The sequence below is a fragment of the Verrucomicrobiota bacterium genome, from assembly GCA_037139415.1.
GTDB lineage: Bacteria > Verrucomicrobiota > Verrucomicrobiia > Limisphaerales > Fontisphaeraceae > JBAXGN01.
Window position 1 is genome coordinate 19508 of the sequence record JBAXGN010000018.1, and the last position, 22074, is coordinate 41581.

A 22074-nucleotide genomic window follows, 5' to 3' on the forward strand; every position below is an offset into this window, starting at 1 on the left:
AAGAGCGGGATTAATGTTCGCACCATGGATGCAAGCCAAAATACAATGCTCCTTAACCGAATCGCGGCGAGTTGGTTAGGTTAGGTGAGGGCCGAAAATAGCAGACAGCAAATCCAACATCAAAATAGACAATCAAAACAAAACCATGAAAACCATTATTCGATTCAGCACCGGAATGTTCGCGCTGGCAGGTGTTTTGTCGGCAGCGCTTGCGCAGGAAACGAACGAGCACCCGCTGGGTGGCTTGACCCCAGGTGCTTCGTCCGCAAAAACATCGCAGCCCGTGTTCGATACTTGGGAAATCACCGGACGAACCTTCGCTAACCTAAACGAGCTTACGGGCTACGCGAAGGATGGCGGCTTCGTGGTGGTCGGAAGGTTCGGAGATTTCCACGCGCCAGCCAAAGTGGTCGGCATACGGACTGGCACAAACTCCATCAGTTACCGGCGCAAGAATGGCAGCGCAGGCAAATATCCCGGCTTTGACGGCTTTGAACTCAAGACGGTGACCCTTGAAGACCCGGCAGGAAATGAAACCATCGTCGTGTTGCGTTCGCACGAAAAGGTTGTTCCGGACGCGGTCACACTTTCCAAGCCAGTTTTATCGAATCCGTTGTCGCCCACTGCGCTGGTTCTGACGACCAATGATCCCGCACCGGACAAGGTCACCAAACCGGAGCTGATTGTTGCGTCTGTTTCGCCAGACAAACTTCCGGTCGAAGACGCCTGGCGGCTCGTGGAGGCAGGTCGCAAACTTTCTGCCGCCGACTTTTCTGCCGGTGAGTTAAAGCTTCAAAAAGACCCGACCGACCTCGCGACTCGGCTGCAGCTTTTGGGGCACGAGGGGCATGGTCATCCAATGTCGCCGGCGGGAGTCAAACTCTTACTGGGAGTAATTGAGAACAATCCGCGCAGCCGCATCGCCGGTCCAATTTGCATTGTCATTTCCGCTTTTGACCAACAAACCTTCACGCGGGCAATCGGACTCTGGCAGGATTTTATCACAGCCAACCCCGCTGACGTGCGCATCCTCGGCAACGCGGCCATGTGGATGGAGCAATTCGCCATGGTTCAGCCGGAATTTAAAGGCAAGAGCAAAGCCCTGTATGAAAAAGTCCGCGCCCTCGAACCGAACAACCCGGACTGGGCGGAACATATGGGGCGCGCCTGGCTGGGGGAGGCCACCATTCTGAATGCTCCTGAACAAACGGATCAGCGGATTGCCGCCGCCAAGCAGTGCATTCAACAATTTGAAGCCGCCGAGCGGCTGCGTCACCAATCCAGCCGGGACGCATACCGCATGCAGAGTGGCGAGAGTTATCTTGAAATCTTGGCCCGGGCTTCCCTGCTGGCGGGCGAAACCAATCAGGCAAAAGCCTACGCCACCCAACTCCTTAAAACCGTTGATGCAAAGACGGACACATGGAACTACGGCAACCTGATCCACGGTTACAATTCGTTCCTCGGCTTGATCGCCGTCCACGAGGGTAAACCCGACGAAGCTGCAAAGTATCTGCTCGCCGCCGGCAAGACTCCCGGCTCACCGCAGTTGAATTCATTCGGACCGGATTTCATGCTCGCCAAAGAGTTGCTGCGCCTCGGTCAAAAGGATGTGGTGCTGCAATATCTGGATTCGGTCGGAAACTTTTGGGGTAACACCAACAAGAACGCAGGTGAAAAAAACGCCAATACTATCCGCGTCAATCTAAACAACTTGCACACGTTGGAATCATACCGGCAGGCAATCCGAGATGGAAAATTTCCCGCTGATCCGAAGTGGTCGCGGTAAAATTTGCTCCATGAAAGAACTTCTCTTTAACCGTGAGGCCAGCATTGATTAGTGACTGTGACGGGTGGCGTTCGAGATAACGTATCTCCCCTTTCGGAACGCGAAAAGGGGTTATTAGAACAACGGCATATTTCCATTTAATCCTTTCCTTTTCTTTATTGCGGTCGCGTCGTGGTGCTTTTCCAACTGCCCATGTGCAGCCGGGCTGCAATGGCTCCCATTACGTGCCATCACTTTCCGGCACCCGTAGGGTCTCCATCCGCCGTATCGGTCTGGCTTCCATGTTTCCCCGTTACGGAACCAACTCTCCCGTTGCCGCTGACCCTCCCGTTGTTTTTTACCCTGATCCTCCTTACCACCAGTGATCGCATTCCGCCGGCCGAGATGGGCAAAGCCATGTTCCAGGTGGCGGTCTGGTTTGCCCTGGCTTACTGCGTGTTCAGCGGCCTTCGTAGCACGGGGCCAAGGGAGATGGCGTACGCGAGCCGCCGGAATGCCCGTGATGCGGTTACCGGGTTGGTTACGGTCGTCCCGGCTTGCATAACCGGTATAGGCGCATCGGGTAGTTGGTTTCGCCAGCCAGCCTGAAAGTAATTCCGCCAGTGGCCCCTGCGGTTACAGTCCCAATCGTTTGCCAATTAGTCGTGGCCAAGTCGGCATTGGCTTGGATCAGGTATGACGTATTGTTATTGCCAATGCCAGTCAACAGGAAAACTCCGTTCGAGAGTCCTGCCGTAGTGATGTCGAGCAACTCGACAGCCGTCACATGCAACAACGGCCCGTTGCCGCGTCCGTTTTCGCGCGAACCAAAAAGGTAACTTATTTTCTCGTCGTCCGCGTATAACCGGAACGTGACGGCACCACCGCCGATCACGTTCGCCACCAGGTTGCTGGTAAGCGGCAACGGCCAGGCGACTGCCACGTTGTCTCCCGGTGGCCAATATATGTTGGTGCAGAGCGGTTCGTGCGCCGTTGCAAGCAGCTCCGGCAGCGAACCAAATGCCACACCGTTGGTCGTCGGCGATTTGGTTTTACCTGTCCCTTCCACCCAACTGTTGTTGGACAACCATTCGATGACAAAGTAACCCACACCGATCCAATTGAATGTGGCGTCGTTCGGCTGTTCTCCACTCATGCCATAATTGCTGTTAAGTTCCAGGGAAATTCCAGTAACAGACCAACGGTTGGACCCGTAAGTCATGTTAAATAGGGCCACTGCATTCGACAGGTTGAACTCGACAACGCTTTGGAATTCACCCTTCAGCGACGATCCTGACGCAATAGCGAGGGTGCCAGCGGCGCCAAAATTCCGGCCGGTGAGATCGGCGCCGGTCGGATTGTTGGTGGAACCCGTGGCGAGAAAGGCGTCAGCGCTGGCGGTGCCGGTGAAAATAGTTTGGGCCTCGGCTGGGGAGAAGAGCCACAGGACCGGAATCAGGAAGGTCGTCGTCCATAATGTCCGGCCCAGGAAGCGCGCGCGCGGCCGCCAAAACCAAGCAAAAAAAACACTTTGGATATGATCAAAAACCGGGGAAATCTGCGTGTAGAGCCGGGATGCCAGTAACCATCCAATTCCTGATGGAAAACTGGTTTTGGTAGCCATTGCACCTCCTCCTACCGGACTGGCCGCGATGCGGTTCGGGAAAATTGCTTCTCGACGTGCGATCATACTCGAGCAGACTAAATCCGGCGCAGGGAGCGGTCAAGACCGGGATTCGGAATCAAACCATAACCTTATCTGATTCTCATCATGTCTTTTACTGACTCGCTCCCAACGGTTGCTTTCGCAGCCATCCGTGCCGGTGGGGCTGGGAACTCCTGATTTGCATACCATGGTGAAATTGAAGGGAATTTAGCGCTTCAGGTCAGGTAGAGGCCGAACAAAGCAGAGACTGAATGATACTATGGTTTGATAGTCAAATAGAGGCCACGAGTTTTTGATTACCAGGTTAGCGCTTGACCGTTCAACAACCGGAAATTAGGTTGCCTGTCATTGAAATATGAATAGGGCCTTATTTAGGGCGTTGTTAATGAATGATCCCCAAGCGATGGGTTATCGGTTCATTCAGCGGCGGATGGCCTGAAGCGTTCCGTGATGCGCTCGACACCTCCACGCGGTCCGGCCACGGGCTTAAAACCGGTTTCAGGTGACCAGCCGGTTTTCGACGGATACGGGTAGAGCGGCATGTCCAACTCGGTCTTTCCGTTAATGACACGCTGTGCCTGGATCATATCCGGAACGACACCCTTTTCACGCCAGTTGATCACCAGGCCAAGCATACTCGGCAGCTTGTTGATTCCGGGACCGGGTCCGTGGCTCATTCCGGGAATAATGTAGAATCTGAAAAACGCCTTGGCTTTTTCCACGGAACCGAAATGCTCGGCAACCCGTTCATAGTAGTCGAGCGTGGCGTGGTAGGGCACGCAGGAGTCAGCGGAACCGGACACCATAATCAGCTTGCCGCCGCGTTTTTCGAAGCGGCTCAGGTCGGGATTCTCGGCGTTCAGATATGGCCCCAGCGCGGTGGTATAGGTGTCCATGTCCTTTCCAAAATCTAGTTCCATAAGGTCTTTGTTCGCCCCGAAAACCCACTTGAAGAGATAGAGATGGCCGCGCGCGATATTGAAGGAACTGCCAAACGGAATGCCGCAGAATATGCGTTCGCCAGTGATGGCGTGTCGCGGTCCATCAAACAGTTTCCGGAGGGCTTCGGCGTGTGCTTCCGAGAGCGTGGCATCCTTCTGCCTTGCAAGCTGGATGACCGCCTCGATGTCGTTTGTGCCGCAACGCGGATCCGAAACGAGTTTGCCGTCCGTCTGCGGCGTTTCGCGGGTGGCCATATATTCGTTTCCGGCGCGGAGGATGTTGTTTTGCTGGCTCTCGGTGAAGGGGCAGCGGTGGAATATCTGCTCATTCCACAGGAAGTAGGCATGCAGCGGAGTACGGCAGTGGGCGGGAATGTTCGCGACAATGCCATCGTAGTCCTCGGGATACCGCTGCGCTTCCTGCAGCGCCTGCTGACCGCCGGTCGAGCCGCCGTTAAAGTACGAGTATTCGGGGTCTCGGCCATAGTACGCCCGCACAACCTGCTTCGCGCAGACCGTCATGAGGTGCGTGGCACGAAACCCGAAATCCTTCCAGACCTCCGGATTTTCGATGCCGGAATCGGCGTTCGGCGCCGTCCCCATATCGGTCGTTGCGACGGCATAGCCGGCGTGGCACATTCCGGCCAAACTGGCGGGATTGATGCTGCCCGCCGCACCGCCGTTGCCAAGACCAACCAAGCGCCCGTTCCAAGTCTCGGCATTCGGCAGCCAGATCTCCACATGGATATTGGATTTCCTGGCCGGGTTGAGGACGATCTTCACCATGGTCCGCGGCGGAAGGTTGCTCAACGACCGTCCATTGGGTATCGCCATGATCGGAGCGTCACTGTGCTCCACGAGCGCGAGTTTCCCTTGCTCGATCTTCAGTGCCCTAAGATTCGTCAGCCCATCCTGTTTCTCCAGACCGTCGGCGAACGCGGTCGTCATCATCCCCCCCAAAGCCAATAGGCACGCGCCGAGGAGCGCATTCAGGCCTGGCCTCACAAAGTAAGTTTTTTTGACTGGCATGAGTTTCAGTTTGTCCCGTTTATCCGCCGCGTCAAGCGCATTACCAACTGCCACGCAGAATGAGCATGGCCAACGCCAAAAGTAATTTCACTTATCGCGTGTCACTTATCGCGTTGCGGTGAGATATAGTCCTCACTACCGTGGTTACTCAATCTGCGCGCTGACTTTGTGTTTATTTCCTCTCCGACGGCAACGGTGAACAAACCATGCCCATCGGTGCCAATTCCTGGCCCATCGGCGAACGCCAGGATTTGCCGCCGAAATTGACGGTGACGGTCACGCCGTTGGCGAAGGTGGTGCGCTGGACATCGCGATCCGGGGTCAGGAATTCATGATTCGTCATTTCTGAATAGCCAGTGGCGCGGGCAATGGGGCAGGTGTCCCGGTAACTGCGCGCAAAGCGCTCCTTGTTCTTCTGCCAGAAATCGCGGTCGAACATGAACATCGGACCGGAGCCACACAGGGCATTGAAACGGTCGCGTTTATCCCAGATGGCCGGCAGTTTATTATTGTAATCGCCCTAATACCACTGCGACACAACGCAATCGTGAAAGACCAGTTCCCACAGCGGGAGACGATAGCGATGACCCACCTGGAATTTGGCCACCCGGTCGGGGACTTCGTCCACAATGCGCGCCGTGTTTCGCCCGGAGTCAGGAATGCGGTATTGGCTGAGGCTCATCATGCCCTCGAGGTAATGCAGATAAGGAACCGCAGCTTCAGTGCCGTTTTCGCAGCCAGTGACTTGTTTCATTTCGCGCGAGACGACGTCCAACAATTCCATGCGATGCTGCCGGCACTCGGAACGCGTCTGGGGGTGCGCCGATGAATAGCACTCGCGCAAGGCGGAAGCCGTGGTGGTGTCGATGAATCGGCAGCGGAAAGGGCGTTTCTTAAGATCCTCCAGGATGCGCTGGCGGGCATAGGGGGGCGCGACTGCGTCGCACAGGACCGCGCATGGGTACAACGTGCCGTCCTTGCCTTTGACCTGCCAACCCTTGATCCAGTCTCCACTTGCGCCGATGACAATGTCCTTCGGCCAGGCTTGCTGAACCCAATCGCCATGCCGGTAGCCACCCAGTTTATTGGTAATGAGGCTCGGATCCATTAAGTCCTGGTAGATGTCGTAGCGGCTGGTAAGCACGCCGGGAATTTCGTTGAGGGCGCGGATGGTTTCGGCCTGGCCGCCGGCACTCCAAAGGATGCGCTCAATGCCCAGGGCTTGCATCTCCTTCACCAGGCTGACGGCGCTGGAATCTCTCGCCCAGACGTTCACCGCGCCCACCAACAGGTCCACGTTGGGATTCTCCTGGCGTTTTTCAGCCAGGGTTTTCACGAGACCCCGCTGTTGGGCGTACGCACGGTAGCGTTTGCAAATCGCCACGTGTCCCCCTTGATCGAAGAAGACGTAGCGGATCTTGCGATCATAACCGAAATGCTTCTTCTGTGGTTCCCAAGCCGGAGCCACGCAGAGGTTGCCGTCCAGCCGTTCCAGCCGGATTCGGGCATCATTGGGCGTTTCCAGAATTCCCATGTACCCGCGCTGGCCGTCACTCGCGCCAAAGAACCCCATGCAGATGCCGAAGCTGCTATAAGCGCTGAGCGCGGTGGTCGGGATGCTGGCATCCTCGACCGGATACGAGATGCCCTCGTTCATCGGGATGACGAGGTAGCTGCCGCGCTCGGTGACGAAGGGTTGGGGAAACGTCAGGTTCCCGGGCATTTCCGCTTGGGCGTCCGCCGCCAACTCGATCAATACTTCCGGCGACTCTGCGGGGATACTCAGGCCCACATGATAACCGAGGCCGCTGGGGACATGCAGCCACGAGGTCTCGATGGCGTTGGCACCACTGTCGGCTGCGCGCGCGCTCAGGAGGCGGTTATCTGCGGTTAACACCTTCTGGCTCCATTGTTGGTGGTTGCGTTGGTCCTGCACCGTTATCCGGCCATCGGCACCGTTGAGCGAAACTTGGATCAGCCGATTATGCAGGGAGACGCTGGCCGGGACTCCAGCCGAAACCTGACTCAGCGCGAGACCAAGGAGCACTGATACTGATAGCAGAAAATTGTTTTTTTTAACCATCGCCCGCCCGCCTTCCGGATTGGTCGCGAAGCGGTTAGGGAGCATTGGTTTTTGGCTGTCAAACATGCCAAAAACACTAAATCCTGCTTCTGGAGTCATCAAGCCAAAATTAGGTTGGAGACGGTGGGCTTGCAGGTGGAAGGTTGCCAATTGAAATTTAACCCAGAGCAACTCATTCTCCGTTTGATATTAAACGTGGATTCCTTTTCCAGGCCGCCATGCCGCGCAAATCAAGAGTCCAGTTCCGGGTGTCAGCGACGCCGTGGGGCTCGGCGGGAGACCATTTATCCAGACGCTGTGGATCAGCACAATTCTTTGGGAACGATTCAAAAGGAGGCATCATGAAAAACAGGAAAAACTGATTCTGCTGAACAACCCTACCGGCGGGGAGATTTCCCATTTTCCTCTAGTTTCACTTCCTCTGCCCCTTGACCTGCCTGTTGATGGATTGTCCCCACTCCATCGGCAGTTGCTTGGCGCCAGGACGGACGGGCATAACCTCGGGGAGTTGCTTGCCCGCTTTAAACATCTGCACCGCCTGCTGGGTCAGCCAGAGATAGTGGTCCGCCCCCATGTTCTCGGTCGGAATATACTTGCTCTTCACGAGCGCGGGGGTGTTATCCGTACTCTTCATGATCGCGGTGGACTCGTTGAATTCGTCGAACATCCCGATAAAGACGATACGGCAGCCCGCTTTCACGACCCGCTCCCAAAGCCCCCAATAACAATGACCCTTGCGCCGCGGTATGGCGCCGAAAGGTCCATCCAGCCCCTCGCCCGTTCGCATGGCGTTATACCAGCTAAAGCCGGGATACACCGTGGGCGCGTACTCCTGGTGCTTGGATTTACAATAGGCCAGGTCCTTGGCCAGGCGCTCGCCGAAGGTCTCCCCATAGACACCCAAAAAATCGTTGTCGGTCGTGGCGTACCGTCCGCCATTCCAAGGCGAGAAGATGTCCGCCAGCGCGAAAATCTCGGTCAGCTCCTTGGCGGACGAGCAGTCGTATTTTCGTTCCGCGAAATAGCAGGGAACTCCGAGCATGATCGCGCAATTCCCGTATTCCGGGTCGTGCTTCAGGAACTCGATGAATTTCTTCACCTCATACCGATGCGGGCCACTCCCCTTTTTGCCCCCGTGGCCGATTCCCCAAAGGCACACCAGCGGCTTTCCTTGGTAATAGAGGTAATGCGTTTTTTGGCCTCCCGTCATCTGGTAATCGTCCACGAGGCGCTTAAAGTCGCGGATCAGGACCTCGGCGTGATCCTCGTCCTGGCTGTAATTGGAAAGATCGTACATGAGCATGAAGGCCCGGCCTTCTTTCTTCGTGGATTCAAGACAGTTCTTGAGGACTTTAAGGGCATCGCCATCCCGATGGTCATTCTTCTTTAGCATCCAGTAAAAGCGTTGAAAGGCCATGGCGTCGATACCGTATTCCCGCATCCACCGGCAATGCAAATCCGTCGTGGAAGCGTCGAGCGAACTAAACACCGTGGCGGGGCTGCCGTCCAAAAGCTTGAACGGACAAGTGTATTTGCGCTCGTATTCCGTCATGTCCGGCCACTGGTCCACGGCCATGTGTTCGTCATCAATTTGGGAGGATTTGCCCCACTGCTGCCAGGGGGCTTTGGTCCCGTCTTTGCCGTCGCCTCGAAACCAGCCCTGATACCCCGCCATTACGAGCTTTTCGCAGTTATCCCACCGCGACTCCTTCGCGTGTTTGGACGCCGCGGAAGCCGCCGGAATCAGCCCAACACACAAAGCCAATCCAAGCAGCAATTTCAAATTCATGTTCGTTTCCCCTGAATCTGTCCCGAGTCTTGGGTGAAACTCGGTCTGCCGCCCTTGTGCAGCGGCACCTCGTTTAAGGATCAGGCCGTCCCGGTCAAATTTAGTTCTGTTCATGTGTGCGCCATTCTGCCTGGCGGTTCCAGACTTTCAGATCGCGGAATCGCATGCGCGTTCGGTACATCAGTCGCAGGCCGATGCGCCCGGAGTTGAAGACTGGTCCGGTTGACATGGTGGGGCTGTCCGTGGCTTCCATGACCCATCGCCCATCGAGCGCGCAGCGCAGCTTGGCCCCCTCCTGAACGAAGAGCAGCGTGTGCCAACAGTTCGTGGCGATGGGGGGCAGGGCGGCGGTCCCGAGCCCCCAATTCCAGGGGTTCTTAATCAGCACCTGGCTGCCAACGTCCGCGCGCACGTCGCCGGTGCGGCGGAAGAACTCCCAATGATAGTTGCGCACGCGGTCGCCAATAATGGTAGTCATGGCGCCGGTGGTTCGGGGCGGATGGTCATTAATGAAGTCTTCACGCTGCATCCCGGACGCCTGGAGAACTAACAAGGCCAGGCCGAAATTGCGTTCCGGCCGGAATTCGAACTGCACCGCCAGGTCGCCTTCATAGGAACGCGGACTCCATAGATACATCCGGCTCTCGAGACCGATTTGCTCGGGCGTTTCCAGGAGCAGGCCCTCGGGCGTGATGCGCCGTTCTTTCATCTCATAACCGGGTTCCAGGCACCCTTGCTGCACCCAGCCGGTCAGGTCCGCGGTATTGGTGAACGACCAGGCGGACTCGAGTCTCCAATCGGTCCCGGGCTTCCATTTGGCGCGCGGCTTGGGCTGGATGGTAAACAGCCGCTGCAGCTCCTTGGTGACTTCCGCCGCGGGTTGTGGACGGGCGGCGGCGAACGAGCCGGCTATGTCGCGACCGGTCAACTCTTGGTCGTAAATTTGGAAGCCGGAAAACGCCATCGCCGTAGTGCCGAGGAACAGTTTAGGATTGGGCGTCTGCATTTGGAACGGGTAATCAACGGTCCCGGCGAGGATGCCATTCACATACAACCGCATACGCTGGGCGTCCCGGTTCCAGGTGAGCGCCATTTGGTACCACTGCCCCTGGCTCAGCGGCAGGTGCTCGATGAGAACCTGTGGGGTGAGTTCGAAATCCCATTTCGCGCGACCAGCCACGAACTTGGCTATCACCGTCGGATACCAGGCCGAACGCCAATACCAGCCGAAAATGCTCTGATTGCGGTCGTTGATGGGAAGCGCATCGGCGACCAGGGCGTATTCCTGGGCATTGGTGTCTTTGGACACAAAGCACTGCTTCACGGTCGCCACCGTCAGGGTTTCGAGCGGGGCCACCCAGAGAACCATGCTTCCGCTGGGCTGCTGGTGGGCGGTGGTGGTGAGTTCCAACACCGTTTTCAGGCTGGTGGGATGGTATCCCGTGCGGCCATTCAGCCGCAGGAACCGATACGGCCCCGTCTGTGCGAGCGAGGCGCCTTGGACGGCGAACGAGCCGTCGAGGGGGAGAACAACCACCGGCGACACGGCGCGCGCCGAGTTCAGCGTTATCAGGAGAAACGAAACGATGAAAAATCGCATACGATTATTCCTTCCAATTCAGAACCGCACAGCGGGCGCCGGCCCGGATTAGCCATTGGTCGCCTTGTTGTTCCACTTGAATGGGAATCGGCTCGTTCCCCGTGCCGCACCAAGAGAGGGCAACGGCATGACGCCAGATGGCCGTCTCCTTTTCAAACCGCAGGCCATAAAGCGAAACCGGTTTGCCCTCACGGTTTTTGGCGGGCAGATCCCCGTCGCTGATGGCCACGCCGGCGGGCGTGAGCGGCTGGATGCGCAGCACGGCCTTGCTGCCGCGCGCGAGGTAGGCGCCGTCTGGATTCCGCGCCGCCTTGTTCCGCGGGTGCAGCCGCAGCTCGAGCTTATGTGCGGCGGAGAGTTGGATGTCATCCGCGACGATGAGGACGTCCGGCTTGAGGAAAAGCAGGTGGCGGACGTACCGGCGCAGCCCCATGGTGGCAGGGTACGCTTGCGTCGCGTCCCCGACAATTTCATCGAACTCGGGAGCCGATTTCGCCCGCAGAACTGACGGCTGGAGTTTGAGCTTCATCTGCGGATTCCCGTCGAACCACATGCCCCCCTCGCCCACCTGGCCTTTGCCGTCAACCAAGAGCGTGTTGTGCTGGTCCGTCATCTTCCACATATAGCCGTCGTCGCGCAGCAGCCATTCGCCATTCGCGAAGAGGACGAAATGGTTGGCGTCCGGATGCGCGTGGCCGCTGCCGACGCCGGTATCGAATGCGCGGGTGGCACTATGGCCAATGGCCGGACCGCACCGGAACACGAGCAGCGAATCACCGCCGGACCAGCCGGTGCGGGCGGAGACGATCTCCATGTCGGTGAAGTGGTGCAGCGTGGGGAGACCGGCGGGGGGCTGCTCGGGGAGGGCCGGGTCGTACCAGAGCAGGTTAAGCCAACTGGCGGTCGGAGTGACAAACCCGGCGCGGTCCAACTCGCCGGCCAGCCACTGCGCGCGGCCATCGCGATTCATGACTGCCAGGCGGCGCAACGAATAATCCGGCCCGTAGCCTGGCGGGTTGGAGAAGTCGCCCATGTCCACGCAGGTCTGCTCCCTCGCCCAGGAGTTTCTGGGGAGCGCCAGGTAAAGCCGGTAGCGGGCGGTGTGACGCCACCAGTCGCTGGAAGGGTGCTCGCCGAGGAGATCGCCCGCCATGTTCCAGTATTTCAGCATGTACTCGACGGCATAGCCCCAATAAGAGATTCCCTCCTGGTTGGCGCCGTCCGGTCCGAGAGCTTGCTCGGTGCGGTGGAACTTGGCCAGGGCGCGGGCGAGCCAGGGGACGGCCGTGGCTTCAAAGCCTTCCTCATCGAAGACGGCGAAGGCCGCGGCGGAAAGCCCCGTGATGTTGACCCACAAGTGATTCTGCAGAATATGGTCGCGCCAGCTCTGCGTCGAGGTGGCGCGGTACATGACGGCGCCGCGTTCCTGGAGCGCGCGGCGAATCGTTTGAAGGGTGCCGGCATCCAGGTCACGATAGAGCCAGTCATAGACGAGCGCCAAGCCGAACAACTGGTGGCCGGCCCCCAGGTCGGAACCTTCCGCTTTGCCCACGCCCCAGTGCGGATAGCCGCACGAGGCGAGCGACCAATCCTTGGCGGCTTGCAAATAGCGCGCCTCGCCGGTGAGCCGGTAGGCGAGGGCGAAAAAGGGCAGGTTGCTGCCGACATCACGCTGCCAGAGTTCATAAGGATCGTCAAAGCGGCCCGAGGCGCTGGCATGGTAGGCGGGCGGGCGGGTGGCGGCCAACGCGTCCGCGCGGTTCTGCACGGCCAGCCAGGCCCCGGCCTGCGGGCCTTGAATGGCGCGCTTCAGCGCCGCGATTTTGGCGTCAGTGAGGAAAATGCGGGGATGGACGCCGCGCGTGGCGCGCAGGGTGCGCAAAGCCTTTTCGGGCAGGGTGTCATCCGGGGGCGCAGCCGCCGGGGCGAGCAGCGCCGCCGAGACCAGCAGCGACCCGAGGCAACGGCTGAGCAACCGGATTGGCCGTCGGTTGCCCTTGGCACTGTGTTGGTAGAGCGTTTTCATGAATTCAGCGGGGCTCGAGTTCTGGACCGCCAAATTTGATATCGTAATAATGAACGGCGATGGTTTCGGGAGCCGGATCGCGATAAATGCCGAATTTCCAATAAGGTCCGGTGTTACTGACATAGCCGACTGGACCCTTGTAATTGGCGATTTCTTTACCATCTCGCCACACCTGAAGGTGCCCGGCCTTCTGGCTGTACTTGATGCGATAAACCAAGCGGTAAATCCGACCGCGCTCGAACGCGGGATCGACATAAATTGCCTTGGAGCCGGGATTGTGTTTCAGCGGCTTTTCCGAAGCGGTGCGCACGGTGATGCGGAATTGATCGCCCGCGTTGAGCTCTTGGCCCACCGGGGGAGAGGCTGACTGGTCACCCGGATCATTAGATGCCTTAAGCTGGCCGATGACGAGCCATCGGCTCGAAACTTTGGGGCCTGGCTCCACCATCAAACCAAATGAAAACCAGATGTCTTCTTCCAACGGAAACTTATGGTTGGAATTGGAAATTTCATTGCGCTCGGCGGCATGAGAACGTTGTTTGTCCCATTGCGCGATGTCGCCTTGACGCAGCTCAAAACGAAGATCGCCAGGTTTCGGGTTAGTGATGGCCCAATCCCCATCGCCGTTGTCGGTACTCCAGTAGTAACCGCCAATGAAACATTTGGCGTTTCTGCCTTTGCCTGTGCAGGTGTTTTCCTTTTGGGCCGCGTCCGCCCGCACCTGGTTAGCTGACTGAGGCAGAGCCAAGGGAGGTCCGGCGGCGGGCAACGCCGTCAACGGCGCGAGCAGCAGGGCGGTGAGGAGTGTGAGGGTACGTTTCATGGTGGTTCGATCCAAAATTGATAAGCAATTATTTTCGGAACGCCAGCGCCAACCCCGACTGAGCGCGGGGCGGTTATGGTTTGGGTTGCTCTTGCCCACCCACAATCTCCGTCTCCACAATATTCACCCAGTGCGGAAACTTCTGGCTGGTGTTCCCAAACCCCTTGATCCGCACATACCGCGCCGTCCCCGCCGCCTTGAACGTCTCAAACCCCTTATCCTTCCCGCTGCTCTGGCCCGAAAACACCGTGGTCCACTTCTGCCCGTCCTCCGAAAGCTCAAGGTCAAACCGATACGAGCGGCTCTCGCCCGAGAAAAACATGATCCGCACCGCCCCGACCGCCTTCGCGCTGCCCAGGTCATACTGAATCCACGCCCCCGCCTTCGCATCCTTGACTTCCGCGCGCCAGCTCGACGCCGGCGTGAGCACCCCGTCAATCGTCTTCTCCGCCGGAAAATCCCCAACCCCGCCCGCCGCCTTGCTCTCCGCCGCACTCGCCGTCACCCCCGCCACCTTGATCGTCGTCGGCTCCGCCGCCGTCACCACGCACGCCATCGCGCACACCACCACCGTCATTATTCGTTGCATGTTCATCTTTGCTGCTTTGTTTGTTAGTTGTTGTTGTTGTTTTGGATTCCCGCCACCCCCGATTTGACGCGGGGCGGTTAGGCTGGGCTTGCCATTGCCGCCGCCCGTCACCTTAATACTTTCTGAATTTGCTCGATCGGTGCCTCGCGTGGCTGGCATTGAGTTTTGGCCGCCACACCGGCTGCCGCGCCTGCGGCGGCCCCAACGGCCATGGCGATACACTGAACCCGGTAGGAAGCGTGCGCCTCATGGCTTCCGCTAATGCAGCGGCCCGCCAGCAGCAGACCGTCCACTTCGCGCGGCACCAGGCAGCCGTAGGGGATGTCGTAAGGCTTGACCTTGGCCGCGAACCGCTCCGCCTGGCCGCTGCCCGACGGGTTGTGAATGTCGATCACAAAACTTGCGTCGCGCACCACCGCCTCAGGCCATTTGCGTCCCTTGATCAAATCTTCCCTAACCAGGTAACTCACCCCGAGAAACCGCCGGGTCTCGCGAATGCCGACTACCGCTGGCATCGCTGAGAGGTAAGCCCGCTCGTGGCCGGGCGCGTGTTTCTTGAGAAACTCCAGCACCTGGAAGGCCTGTTTGCGCGCGGCCAGCTCGGCGCGAGTCAGATCTTCCACCTTGGTCCCATCAATGCCATTGACCTGCGTGGCATTGATCACGCGTTCGTTCGGATAACAGGAGGCATAAACGCGAATGACACCAATGGCCTCCGGCAATTCTCCGGTCTGCTGCCCCTTGCGCACGACGTCGTGCCACGTTCCTTCCGGAACGGAAACCTTCATGGCCGCTTCTTCACTGCCGCACAACAAACCTTCGGCAGTATTCACTCCGCCAATGCGGTACTGGATCGTCGCCGGCTGCAGAAGTCCATCACCCGGCCGACCCTGTTCAAAGGCCGCCCCGGCGGCAAAGGCCACATCGCCATCGCCGGTGGCATCTACCGTGACGCCGGCCTCGATGCGCAGACTTCCTTGTTTGCAGATCGCGCGCACGCCGCTCACCCGGTTGCCTTGCTGCAAAGTTTCCGTGGCCCAAGTGTGCAGCAGCACTTTCCCGCCCGCCTCAAGCACCAGGTCGGCATATTCCAGGTCCATTCGCTCCATCTGCGCGGCACGCCCGCCCAGGCGCTGAAGCACTTCACGGACGAACGCACTGTTCGAGGCGCCCATTAGCGGGCTCACACCCGCCTGCACACCCATGCCCCCCATGCGGCCGTAGCGTTCAACCAGCAACACCTTCGCGCCTTGGCGCGCCGCCATCGTGGCCGCCGCCATGCCGGAGGGGCCGCCGCCACAAACCAAAACATCGGCGCGAAAAACAGTTTCTTTTAAACGTTGGAATGGTTTGGCCTGCCCAAGGCCAGTCGGCGTCGACGCTTCCGCCCCCCAGCCGAGCGAACCCGCCGCCATAACCCCGCCCGCCCCGACAAAGTGCCTACGAGTGATGCCATTTTTCATAAACTACTTATAAGATATTACTTTCTGGTTAGCCTTGATGATTTCGAGTGATGTCAGCCGTTAAATGATTCGCACCTGGATGTTGCGCCAGCGGCAAACCGCGCCTTCGGCCCAGCGGTTATGCCCCATGCTGTCATTATCATGGACTTCAAAGCCAATGCGGCCCGCCGGTCCAAGCAGACGCTTCACCAACGCCGGACTAAAGCCCGGCGCCGTGATGGTTGTGGTGTCGAGTTCACAGATCTTGGCTCCGTTGATCCACGTGGTGATGGTGGGCACCTCGCCGACACAGCGCACTCGGAATTGGTTCCAGTCGTTAACCCGCCACGCTTTCGAGAAGTCGGAAAAAGGGGCAGCGAATTGCATCTTAGGACAGGGGAACTTTGATTCGCTCCCGCCCTCGCGCAAATTCCCGACGCGAAATCCTGGCAGTTCATCTCCGGTTACCGAGAAGGGGGCCGCGCGAAAGGACCCCAGCTTGTTTCCAAAAACACCCCCAATCGCACCGTTCGGACGGTGGTCAACGTTGATTTGGAAACCCACGTTGCCGAGTTCATGGGCGCGGAGCATTATCCCCGTGTCCGCCGGCCAGTCGGGACGCGCTTCCAGTTCCAGTTCAAAGTCACCAAAAGTATCGTCCGTAAGCAAGTAGGCGCCCAGGCCGGACCCGGGTGGCTGTTGGCCGCCAACGATCGCTCCGTCCACCACCTCCCAATGTCCGCGATGATCCAGCACGCGCTGGCGCTTGGGGTCCGCGCCATACCAGGCATGCAGGCGTTCGCGCAGCTCGCCGGAAGGTATCTTTTCCGCGTCAATCGCTGGCGGAAACCCCAAACGCGGCACGGCGTGCCAACCTTTCAACGTCCGACCGTCGAAGATTGGACGGAAAGCCGTCCCGGTGGGAGAATCTGCCGGACGACCAATATGCGGAAGCAGAACAGCGCCACCGCAAAATGCAGAAATTCTCAAAAAATGACGACGAGGAAGGTAATACATAATCACGCGAGAGGAGCGAACCGTGGTTTTGTTCAAGTTTCCGCAAACGCCATGGCCGCCTTCGTGCGTGGCAAGGCGCGCAAATAAGATGAGCCGGTTCGGACAACATGCCTTGAGGCTCCCAAAAACCAACTGCTCGCGCAAGGTCTAAAATGTCTTCGAGGTGGCGCGCGCGGCTCCATTTCGACCAGCCACGCCACGCGAAGGTCCACGTCCGAACAGCCCGCCTATCACCGTCAATCACGAAGCAGACGAGCGAATGAGACAACGACAAGTCTTGCCGCTTTACACCCGCATCCCTGTCTGGCACATGGCGCAGGCGGCAAAGCCCTTGCCGTGGATTTGGGTGGCGACCTTAATGCTGACGGCCATCAACTCCGCCGAGACGACTTTCAATGGCCTGGTCTGTGGTGGCATCTATACGTTCAAAAATCCGGAACAAATGGGGAAGATTGACAACCAGAAGTGTGACTTCGACCATCATACTAAAAACGCGAACGCTGAAAGCCAGCAGTTAGGAGCAAGGAGTTGGAATGGACAAAAATGAACTGCATGGTTTGCGTGACACCTAACATTTGCCGATGCCTTGAAAAACCTTGGGTGTTGGTTCTTTTTGTCAAAAGGTGGAACCAAGGTGCTTCCTTAAGGCCTGCTGCTAAACGATGGGCCGGCTCCGATTTTGTCCGTTGCGTCGTTCGCGGCCTTTTCAATGCCGCTTATTTGAACTGGTTTAGCGGTTATGTTTTCTAGCTGCTTGGTTGCTTCCAATAGTTGCTCGGTTATGGTTATTAGTTGTCCGGTTATGGCTTTTGTCTGCGTTTCATCATTCATAGCTAAATAATGTTTTTTGGTCACTTCTTTTCCGCATCCAGCTTGGCTTTTTCCAGTGCCGCTTTGGCATCGGCTTTCTTTTTATCCGCGTCCAATTGCGCTTGGGCCGCGAGCTTTTTGGCTTCGATCTTGGCCTTATCAACCGTGGCCTCCGCCTCCGCCGCTGTTTTGGCGTCCGCTGCCGCGGCGTTCACCGCGTCCTTTTTATTATCAATCGCCCTTTTGGTGATTTCTGTTTTTTCATCTTGGACCGACTTCTGTTGGTTGCAGCCCACGAAGGCAAATGCGGCAAATGCCACGAGTACTAGTGTTTTCATAATTATTATTGTTTTAAATATTTATTTTCGGATCAACAATACGCCTTTGGCTGGTCCTCGGCTATGGGGTGTAACCCTACCCGCACAGTCTCGAAAATCGGTGAATACATTTATCCAAAACCAACCAGGGTTGAATTCATGGTCGTCGGCAAGGTGTTCCCCATCATTTATGGTAGGGTTTCACCCCATGGCGAAGGCACCTTGGCTGGCGCAAGTTAGGAGGGTTGGCATTTGGGTTGATCGCGGTGAAGCAATGTCTCCAGCGCGCCTTCAACCAGACACCAACACGAAATACAAAAAAAACGCAAAGAACGAAAGACAATTATGTTAAATAAAGTAAAAACCTTAAAGGGTTACAAATTGGACAGCTTGGACGGGGAAATTGGGAAGGTCAAAGAATTCTACTTTGACGACCAGCACTGGACCATTCGCTATCTGGTTGCGGACACGGGACACTGGCTCACTGGCAGAAAAGTACTAATTTCCCCGTATGCATTGAACAGTGTGATTAAGAGCGAAAAGCATCTATCCGTTAACCTGACCAAAAAACAGATTGAGAACAGTCCTTCTTTAGCGAGTCACAAGCCCGTCTCCCAGCAATTCGAGGATGACTACTACGGCTATTATGGTTGGCCGTCGTATTGGAGCGGGGCATCCGTGTGGGGCGATTATCCTTACATTGAACGTGACCAAACCAAGTGGGGCACACATACCAAAGCTGCGAAGTCCTGGGATCGCCATCTCCGCAGCACGCATGAGGTGACGGGTTACCATCTCGAAACGCTGGACGGCGAGCTTGGCCACATCGAGGATTTTGTCATTGATGACGCGTCTTGGGCGATTCGGTATCTGATCGTCAAAACACAAAACTGGTGGCCAGGGAAAAGCGTTTTGGTTTCACCGCAATGGATCGAGCGCGTGAGTTGGAGCGAAAAGAAAGTCTTCATTTCTCTTTCGCGAGAGACCATCAAGACGTCCCCGGAATATACCGAGGAGTCGCTGCTCACGCGGGATTATGAAATTGGACTGCATGGGCATTACAGCCGCAAAGGATACTGGATTGATGAACGGGTGGCCGCGTAATCCCGACGCAGGGAATCCCGATCCTGGGCTTCAAGTGAATGCGATTATCCGGGCGCATCCTTGAAGCCCGGCTAGCATGGGTTGACGCCAAGACGCAAGCTCGTACCAGTGTGATCACCTATGAAAACTAAAAGTAATATTAGAGACTTTCCGGTCGTTTGCGTGGGCGGTTCGGCTGGTGGCCTCGATGCCTATATCCGGTTATTGCGACATCTGCCGGCTGATATGGGGGTTGCGATTGTCATCGTGAATCACCTGCGAACCGTTGACACCCAACTCCACGAGATTCTACCGCGCTACTCAGCGATGCCGGTTGAACTGATCACGGAAAGATTGCTCATTGAGCCCAACCATGTATTTATTATCCCGGCGCAGCGTGATTTGCACGTGCTTGATGGGGAGTTCCGGCTAATGCCGATTTCAAAGCCCAGGGGATGGCCGGACGTGATTACGGTTTTCCTGCGCTCCCTAACGCAACACTGGGATGGTAAACTGATTGCGGTTATTGTCTCTGGTTATGATGGAGATGGGGCCGCCGCGCTCTGCGGCATCAAAGACGTGGGGGGCATTACCATTGCCCAGCAGCTCGACACCGCCGGGCAGCCAGATATGCCGAAGAGTGCCATCGCAAGTGGGTGCATTGATTTTATTCTTTCGCCTGAGGATATAGCGAAAAAGCTGGTGCAAATTGCGGCCGCAGTTGCATAAACGGAATTCAGAATGACGGAGAAAAATGATTTTTCAGGAAAATACGCCAGCAGAAAAATGGGGGGCCGGACATGGCAAAAAGATTGACTGGCAGAAAAATTAAACTGAAGAAATTGGAAGCTTGAAGTCAGGAGGTGGAATGAGCATGGAATTCAAACCGCGAAAGCTGAAAGCCAGGAGTTGGGAGCAAGGAGTTGGAATGTACTATCCTCATTTCTCCCCAACCTCCTGCAGCACTGCCCGCATAAAACCGAGCGCATAGGCCATCCCGCAATGCCACGGAGCGGCGCAACTCATCTGCGGTGCATGATCCGGAATCAGCACGCCGTCAAACCCGTTTTGTTTCAAGATGCGGATCACGCGTCTCATATCCACGTCCCCTTCGTCAATAAACGCTTCTTTATAGGTCGGCACTTTGCCGCGCACGTTGCGAAGGTGGACATAGCCCAGTTTGCCTTGTCGGCTATAAGTGTCCACCGTTTGATAAATATCCCCCTCACTCATTTCCGCCAGCGTCCCAACGCAAAACTCCAGCTTATTGCGTGGGCTGGGCTTCAAATCAAGCAACCGTTGATACAGGTGAGGCTGATAGACCAGGCGTGGTTGTCCACGGACCGTGGGCATGGGCGGATCATCCGGGTGTGCGGCCAGAGTCACACCGGCTTCTTCTGCCACCGGGATGACTGCGTCCAAGAAAACTTGGAGCCGTTGCCAAAGCTGTTCTGGCGTCGTTACTGGAACTGCACCAGCACTTGCTTCGCGATCATAAACCATGTTCCAGACCATGCCGTTGGGTAGCGGTTTATCGAATGCCCCATCCATGCCCACCGCTTCCGCTTCCCCGCGCGCAAAATTTCCCTTGATGCGTCCGGCGACTCCGGCAATGGAAAAGTTGTAACCGAAAATGGGGATGCCCGCCTGGCCGACATTTCGGATGATGGTTTTGACGTTTTCCAAGTGCCGCGCTTTTTTCGGCCCGTCCAGCAAGACATCGTGCCAATGCGCGGGGTCAAAGTTTTCGATGGCCTCCAGTTCCAAACCGTGGGTGTTAATTTCCCTCTTAAGCGCGGTCATTTCTTCCGCCGTCCACAGTGTTTCCGGATCACCCGCGAGTCCCCATCCGGCATCATCACCCACCGGTTGATCGCCGGGTTTATTGCTGCGAGAAGAGCGGAAGTAATCTACCAGGTGTACGATCAAATGGGTGCAGCCGCACTGCCTGGCAAACCGATAGTGTTCCGAGTTCAGTTGATGACGGTAAAGGCCCAGTCCAAGTTTCATAAGTTCCTTTCAGCTATGATTAAAAACCGATACTGATCCCGCCGTCCACTGGTAAAACGACTCCGGTGACAAATTTTGCCGCCGAGGAGCACAGATAAACTGCCGCCATTCCCACATCGTTTGGTTCACCCAGGCGCGCCATGGGCGTACGGGCCACGATTTTGCGTTTACGTTCTGGATCGCCCGCCAGGGCCTTGTGTGACATATCGGTTTCAATCCAGCCAGGGGCGATGCCATTGACACGCACGCCCAATGGGGAAAACTCGGTTGCCAGGGTGCGCACCATCCCCAGGTAAGCGCTCTTGGCGGCGCTGTACGCCACCACTTGCGGAATACCAAACAGGGAGGCCATCGAGGCAATGAACAAAATTGAGCCATGCTTGCGTTTGATCATGCCCGGAGCCGCTGCCCGGGTAATCGCATGCGCCCCCAACACGTGGGTGTTCAACACTGCAAGGAACTCATCTTCGGTGGTTTCCAACGCCGGCTTTTTAAGATGAACACCAGCATTGTTGATCAGGATACTGATTTCACCGTAACGCTCCGTAATCTTGCGAACCAGTTCCGGAGCCTCGCGATGTTTGGTGACATCGTGAGAAATGTAACCCGCATTGGCGCCGATTTCATGCGTGGCAGTTTTTAATAAATCTTCCCGCCTGCCAGCCAGAATCACCCGTGCGCCTGCCATGGCCAGGCAATGGGCCATGGCCAGGCCCAGACCGGAACCGCCACCGGTGATCAGCGCGAGTTCGCCGTCCAGACGAAATCCGCAAGGCCAGTGGGATAACCCGCCAGGGGCGCTCGTAATGGGATTTGAGATGTTTTGTCGCATGGGATGCTTTCACTGGTCGCGTTGCGGAAAAGGAGCAATGCGTGTGCCTCGTCTTAAGATTTGTTCATGTCGTGTACCCATGAATGGAAACTTAACCTCCGTGGTGATGCGGTTCAAGCGGGAATTTTGAAGGGAATTAAGCGCTTCGGGTCAGGTAGCGGCCGAACGATATGCGATGGTTGATAATCAAATATGGGTGTTGAGGGAGAAGGATGGGATTGGGTTTCATGGGGAGTGATGTGGCAGGTA

General features: G+C 57.1%; 18 protein-coding genes. 4 read left to right on the forward strand and 14 right to left on the reverse strand.

All coding sequences use genetic code 11. The annotated features are described in order from the left end of the window. Positions 1-145 precede the first annotated feature (145 nt). A complete protein-coding gene (locus WCO56_05035) occupies positions 146-1789 on the forward strand; it encodes a hypothetical protein (protein ID MEI7728910.1) in 1644 nt (547 codons plus the stop codon). Positions 1790-2309: 520 nt separating this feature from the next. Here WCO56_05035 and WCO56_05040 read toward each other — a convergent pair. From WCO56_05040 to WCO56_05090, 11 genes are all read right to left on the reverse strand, one after another. After that, entirely contained in the window at positions 2310-3392 is a 1083-nt protein-coding gene (locus WCO56_05040; protein ID MEI7728911.1) for a hypothetical protein, read from the reverse strand. A gap of 458 nt (positions 3393-3850) precedes the next feature. After that, positions 3851-5404 carry a tannase/feruloyl esterase family alpha/beta hydrolase gene (locus tag WCO56_05045; GenBank protein ID MEI7728912.1) on the reverse strand — a complete coding sequence of 518 codons (1554 nt, stop codon included), beginning with the start codon at positions 5402-5404 and terminating at the stop codon, positions 3851-3853. A gap of 172 nt (positions 5405-5576) precedes the next feature. Further along, positions 5577-5843 (reverse strand): hypothetical protein, encoded by a 267-nt coding sequence (locus tag WCO56_05050; GenBank protein MEI7728913.1) that lies wholly within the window; start codon positions 5841-5843, stop codon positions 5577-5579. An 81-nt stretch (positions 5844-5924) separates the two neighbouring features. Beyond that, a complete protein-coding gene (locus tag WCO56_05055; GenBank protein ID MEI7728914.1) occupies positions 5925-7553 on the reverse strand; it encodes a glycoside hydrolase in 1629 nt (542 codons plus the stop codon). 346 nt (positions 7554-7899) lie between these two features. Next, complete coding sequence (locus tag WCO56_05060; protein MEI7728915.1) at positions 7900-9276, reverse strand: glycoside hydrolase family 71/99-like protein; 1377 nt, start codon at positions 9274-9276, stop codon at positions 7900-7902. A gap of 100 nt (positions 9277-9376) precedes the next feature. Further along, a complete protein-coding gene (locus WCO56_05065; protein ID MEI7728916.1) occupies positions 9377-10876 on the reverse strand; it encodes a DUF1961 family protein in 1500 nt (499 codons plus the stop codon). A gap of 4 nt (positions 10877-10880) precedes the next feature. Then, positions 10881-12902, reverse strand: coding sequence for a heparinase II/III family protein (locus tag WCO56_05070; protein ID MEI7728917.1), 2022 nt, complete (start codon positions 12900-12902; stop codon positions 10881-10883). 4 nt (positions 12903-12906) lie between these two features. Beyond that, entirely contained in the window at positions 12907-13725 is an 819-nt protein-coding gene (locus tag WCO56_05075) for a heparin lyase I family protein (GenBank protein MEI7728918.1), read from the reverse strand. A 73-nt stretch (positions 13726-13798) separates the two neighbouring features. Then, the gene (locus WCO56_05080) at positions 13799-14314 is read right to left on the reverse strand and encodes a discoidin domain-containing protein (GenBank protein MEI7728919.1); all 516 of its coding nucleotides are present in this window, start codon (positions 14312-14314) and stop codon (positions 13799-13801) included. Positions 14315-14421: 107 nt separating this feature from the next. Then, the gene (locus WCO56_05085; GenBank protein ID MEI7728920.1) at positions 14422-15777 is read right to left on the reverse strand and encodes an FAD-dependent oxidoreductase; all 1356 of its coding nucleotides are present in this window, start codon (positions 15775-15777) and stop codon (positions 14422-14424) included. A 60-nt stretch (positions 15778-15837) separates the two neighbouring features. Beyond that, a complete protein-coding gene (locus tag WCO56_05090; GenBank protein ID MEI7728921.1) occupies positions 15838-16713 on the reverse strand; it encodes a DUF1080 domain-containing protein in 876 nt (291 codons plus the stop codon). A 319-nt stretch (positions 16714-17032) separates the two neighbouring features. Between WCO56_05090 and WCO56_05095 the strand changes: the two genes are divergently transcribed. After that, the gene (locus WCO56_05095; protein MEI7728922.1) at positions 17033-17320 is read left to right on the forward strand and encodes a hypothetical protein; all 288 of its coding nucleotides are present in this window, start codon (positions 17033-17035) and stop codon (positions 17318-17320) included. A 304-nt stretch (positions 17321-17624) separates the two neighbouring features. Here the strand turns inward: WCO56_05095 and WCO56_05100 are convergent, their stop codons facing one another. After that, positions 17625-17921, reverse strand: a complete 297-nt coding sequence (locus tag WCO56_05100; protein ID MEI7728923.1) for a hypothetical protein — start codon at positions 17919-17921, stop codon at positions 17625-17627. 324 nt (positions 17922-18245) lie between these two features. Here WCO56_05100 and WCO56_05105 point away from each other — a divergent pair, with 324 nt between their 5' ends. Together WCO56_05105 and WCO56_05110 are read left to right on the forward strand one after the other, a co-directional pair. Then, positions 18246-19004: a PRC-barrel domain-containing protein gene (locus tag WCO56_05105; protein MEI7728924.1), complete on the forward strand. Its 759-nt coding sequence runs from the start codon at positions 18246-18248 to the stop codon at positions 19002-19004. Positions 19005-19124: 120 nt separating this feature from the next. Then, complete coding sequence (locus WCO56_05110; protein MEI7728925.1) at positions 19125-19712, forward strand: chemotaxis protein CheB; 588 nt, start codon at positions 19125-19127, stop codon at positions 19710-19712. Positions 19713-19922: 210 nt separating this feature from the next. Here WCO56_05110 and WCO56_05115 read toward each other — a convergent pair whose 3' ends face one another. Together WCO56_05115 and WCO56_05120 are read right to left on the reverse strand one after the other, a co-directional pair. Next, a complete protein-coding gene (locus tag WCO56_05115) occupies positions 19923-20993 on the reverse strand; it encodes a mannonate dehydratase (GenBank protein MEI7728926.1) in 1071 nt (356 codons plus the stop codon). Between the two features lie 19 nt (positions 20994-21012). After that, a complete protein-coding gene (locus WCO56_05120; GenBank protein MEI7728927.1) occupies positions 21013-21825 on the reverse strand; it encodes a glucose 1-dehydrogenase in 813 nt (270 codons plus the stop codon). Between the last annotated feature and the right edge of the window lie 249 nt (positions 21826-22074).

Bases quoted from the DNA above. Each gene is read 5' to 3' on its own strand.
- WCO56_05120 (MEI7728927.1), bottom strand. From the start codon at position 21,825: ATGCGACAAAACATCTCAAATCCCATTACGAGCGCCCCTGGCGGGTTA.
- WCO56_05055 (MEI7728914.1), bottom strand. From the start codon at position 7,553: ATGTTTGACAGCCAAAAACCAATGCTCCCTAACCGCTTCGCGACCAAT.
- WCO56_05080 (MEI7728919.1), bottom strand. From the start codon at position 14,314: ATGCAACGAATAATGACGGTGGTGGTGTGCGCGATGGCGTGCGTGGTG.
- WCO56_05040 (MEI7728911.1), bottom strand. From the start codon at position 3,392: ATGGCTACCAAAACCAGTTTTCCATCAGGAATTGGATGGTTACTGGCA.
- WCO56_05065 (MEI7728916.1), bottom strand. From the start codon at position 10,876: ATGCGATTTTTCATCGTTTCGTTTCTCCTGATAACGCTGAACTCGGCG.
- WCO56_05035 (MEI7728910.1), top strand. From the start codon at position 146: ATGAAAACCATTATTCGATTCAGCACCGGAATGTTCGCGCTGGCAGGT.
- WCO56_05110 (MEI7728925.1), top strand. From the start codon at position 19,125: ATGAAAACTAAAAGTAATATTAGAGACTTTCCGGTCGTTTGCGTGGGC.
- WCO56_05105 (MEI7728924.1), top strand. From the start codon at position 18,246: ATGTTAAATAAAGTAAAAACCTTAAAGGGTTACAAATTGGACAGCTTG.
- WCO56_05095 (MEI7728922.1), top strand. From the start codon at position 17,033: ATGAGACAACGACAAGTCTTGCCGCTTTACACCCGCATCCCTGTCTGG.
- WCO56_05100 (MEI7728923.1), bottom strand. From the start codon at position 17,921: ATGAAAACACTAGTACTCGTGGCATTTGCCGCATTTGCCTTCGTGGGC.
- WCO56_05060 (MEI7728915.1), bottom strand. From the start codon at position 9,276: ATGAATTTGAAATTGCTGCTTGGATTGGCTTTGTGTGTTGGGCTGATT.
- WCO56_05085 (MEI7728920.1), bottom strand. From the start codon at position 15,777: ATGAAAAATGGCATCACTCGTAGGCACTTTGTCGGGGCGGGCGGGGTT.
- WCO56_05115 (MEI7728926.1), bottom strand. From the start codon at position 20,993: ATGAAACTTGGACTGGGCCTTTACCGTCATCAACTGAACTCGGAACAC.
- WCO56_05070 (MEI7728917.1), bottom strand. From the start codon at position 12,902: ATGAAAACGCTCTACCAACACAGTGCCAAGGGCAACCGACGGCCAATC.
- WCO56_05045 (MEI7728912.1), bottom strand. From the start codon at position 5,404: ATGCCAGTCAAAAAAACTTACTTTGTGAGGCCAGGCCTGAATGCGCTC.
- WCO56_05075 (MEI7728918.1), bottom strand. From the start codon at position 13,725: ATGAAACGTACCCTCACACTCCTCACCGCCCTGCTGCTCGCGCCGTTG.
- WCO56_05050 (MEI7728913.1), bottom strand. From the start codon at position 5,843: ATGTTCGACCGCGATTTCTGGCAGAAGAACAAGGAGCGCTTTGCGCGC.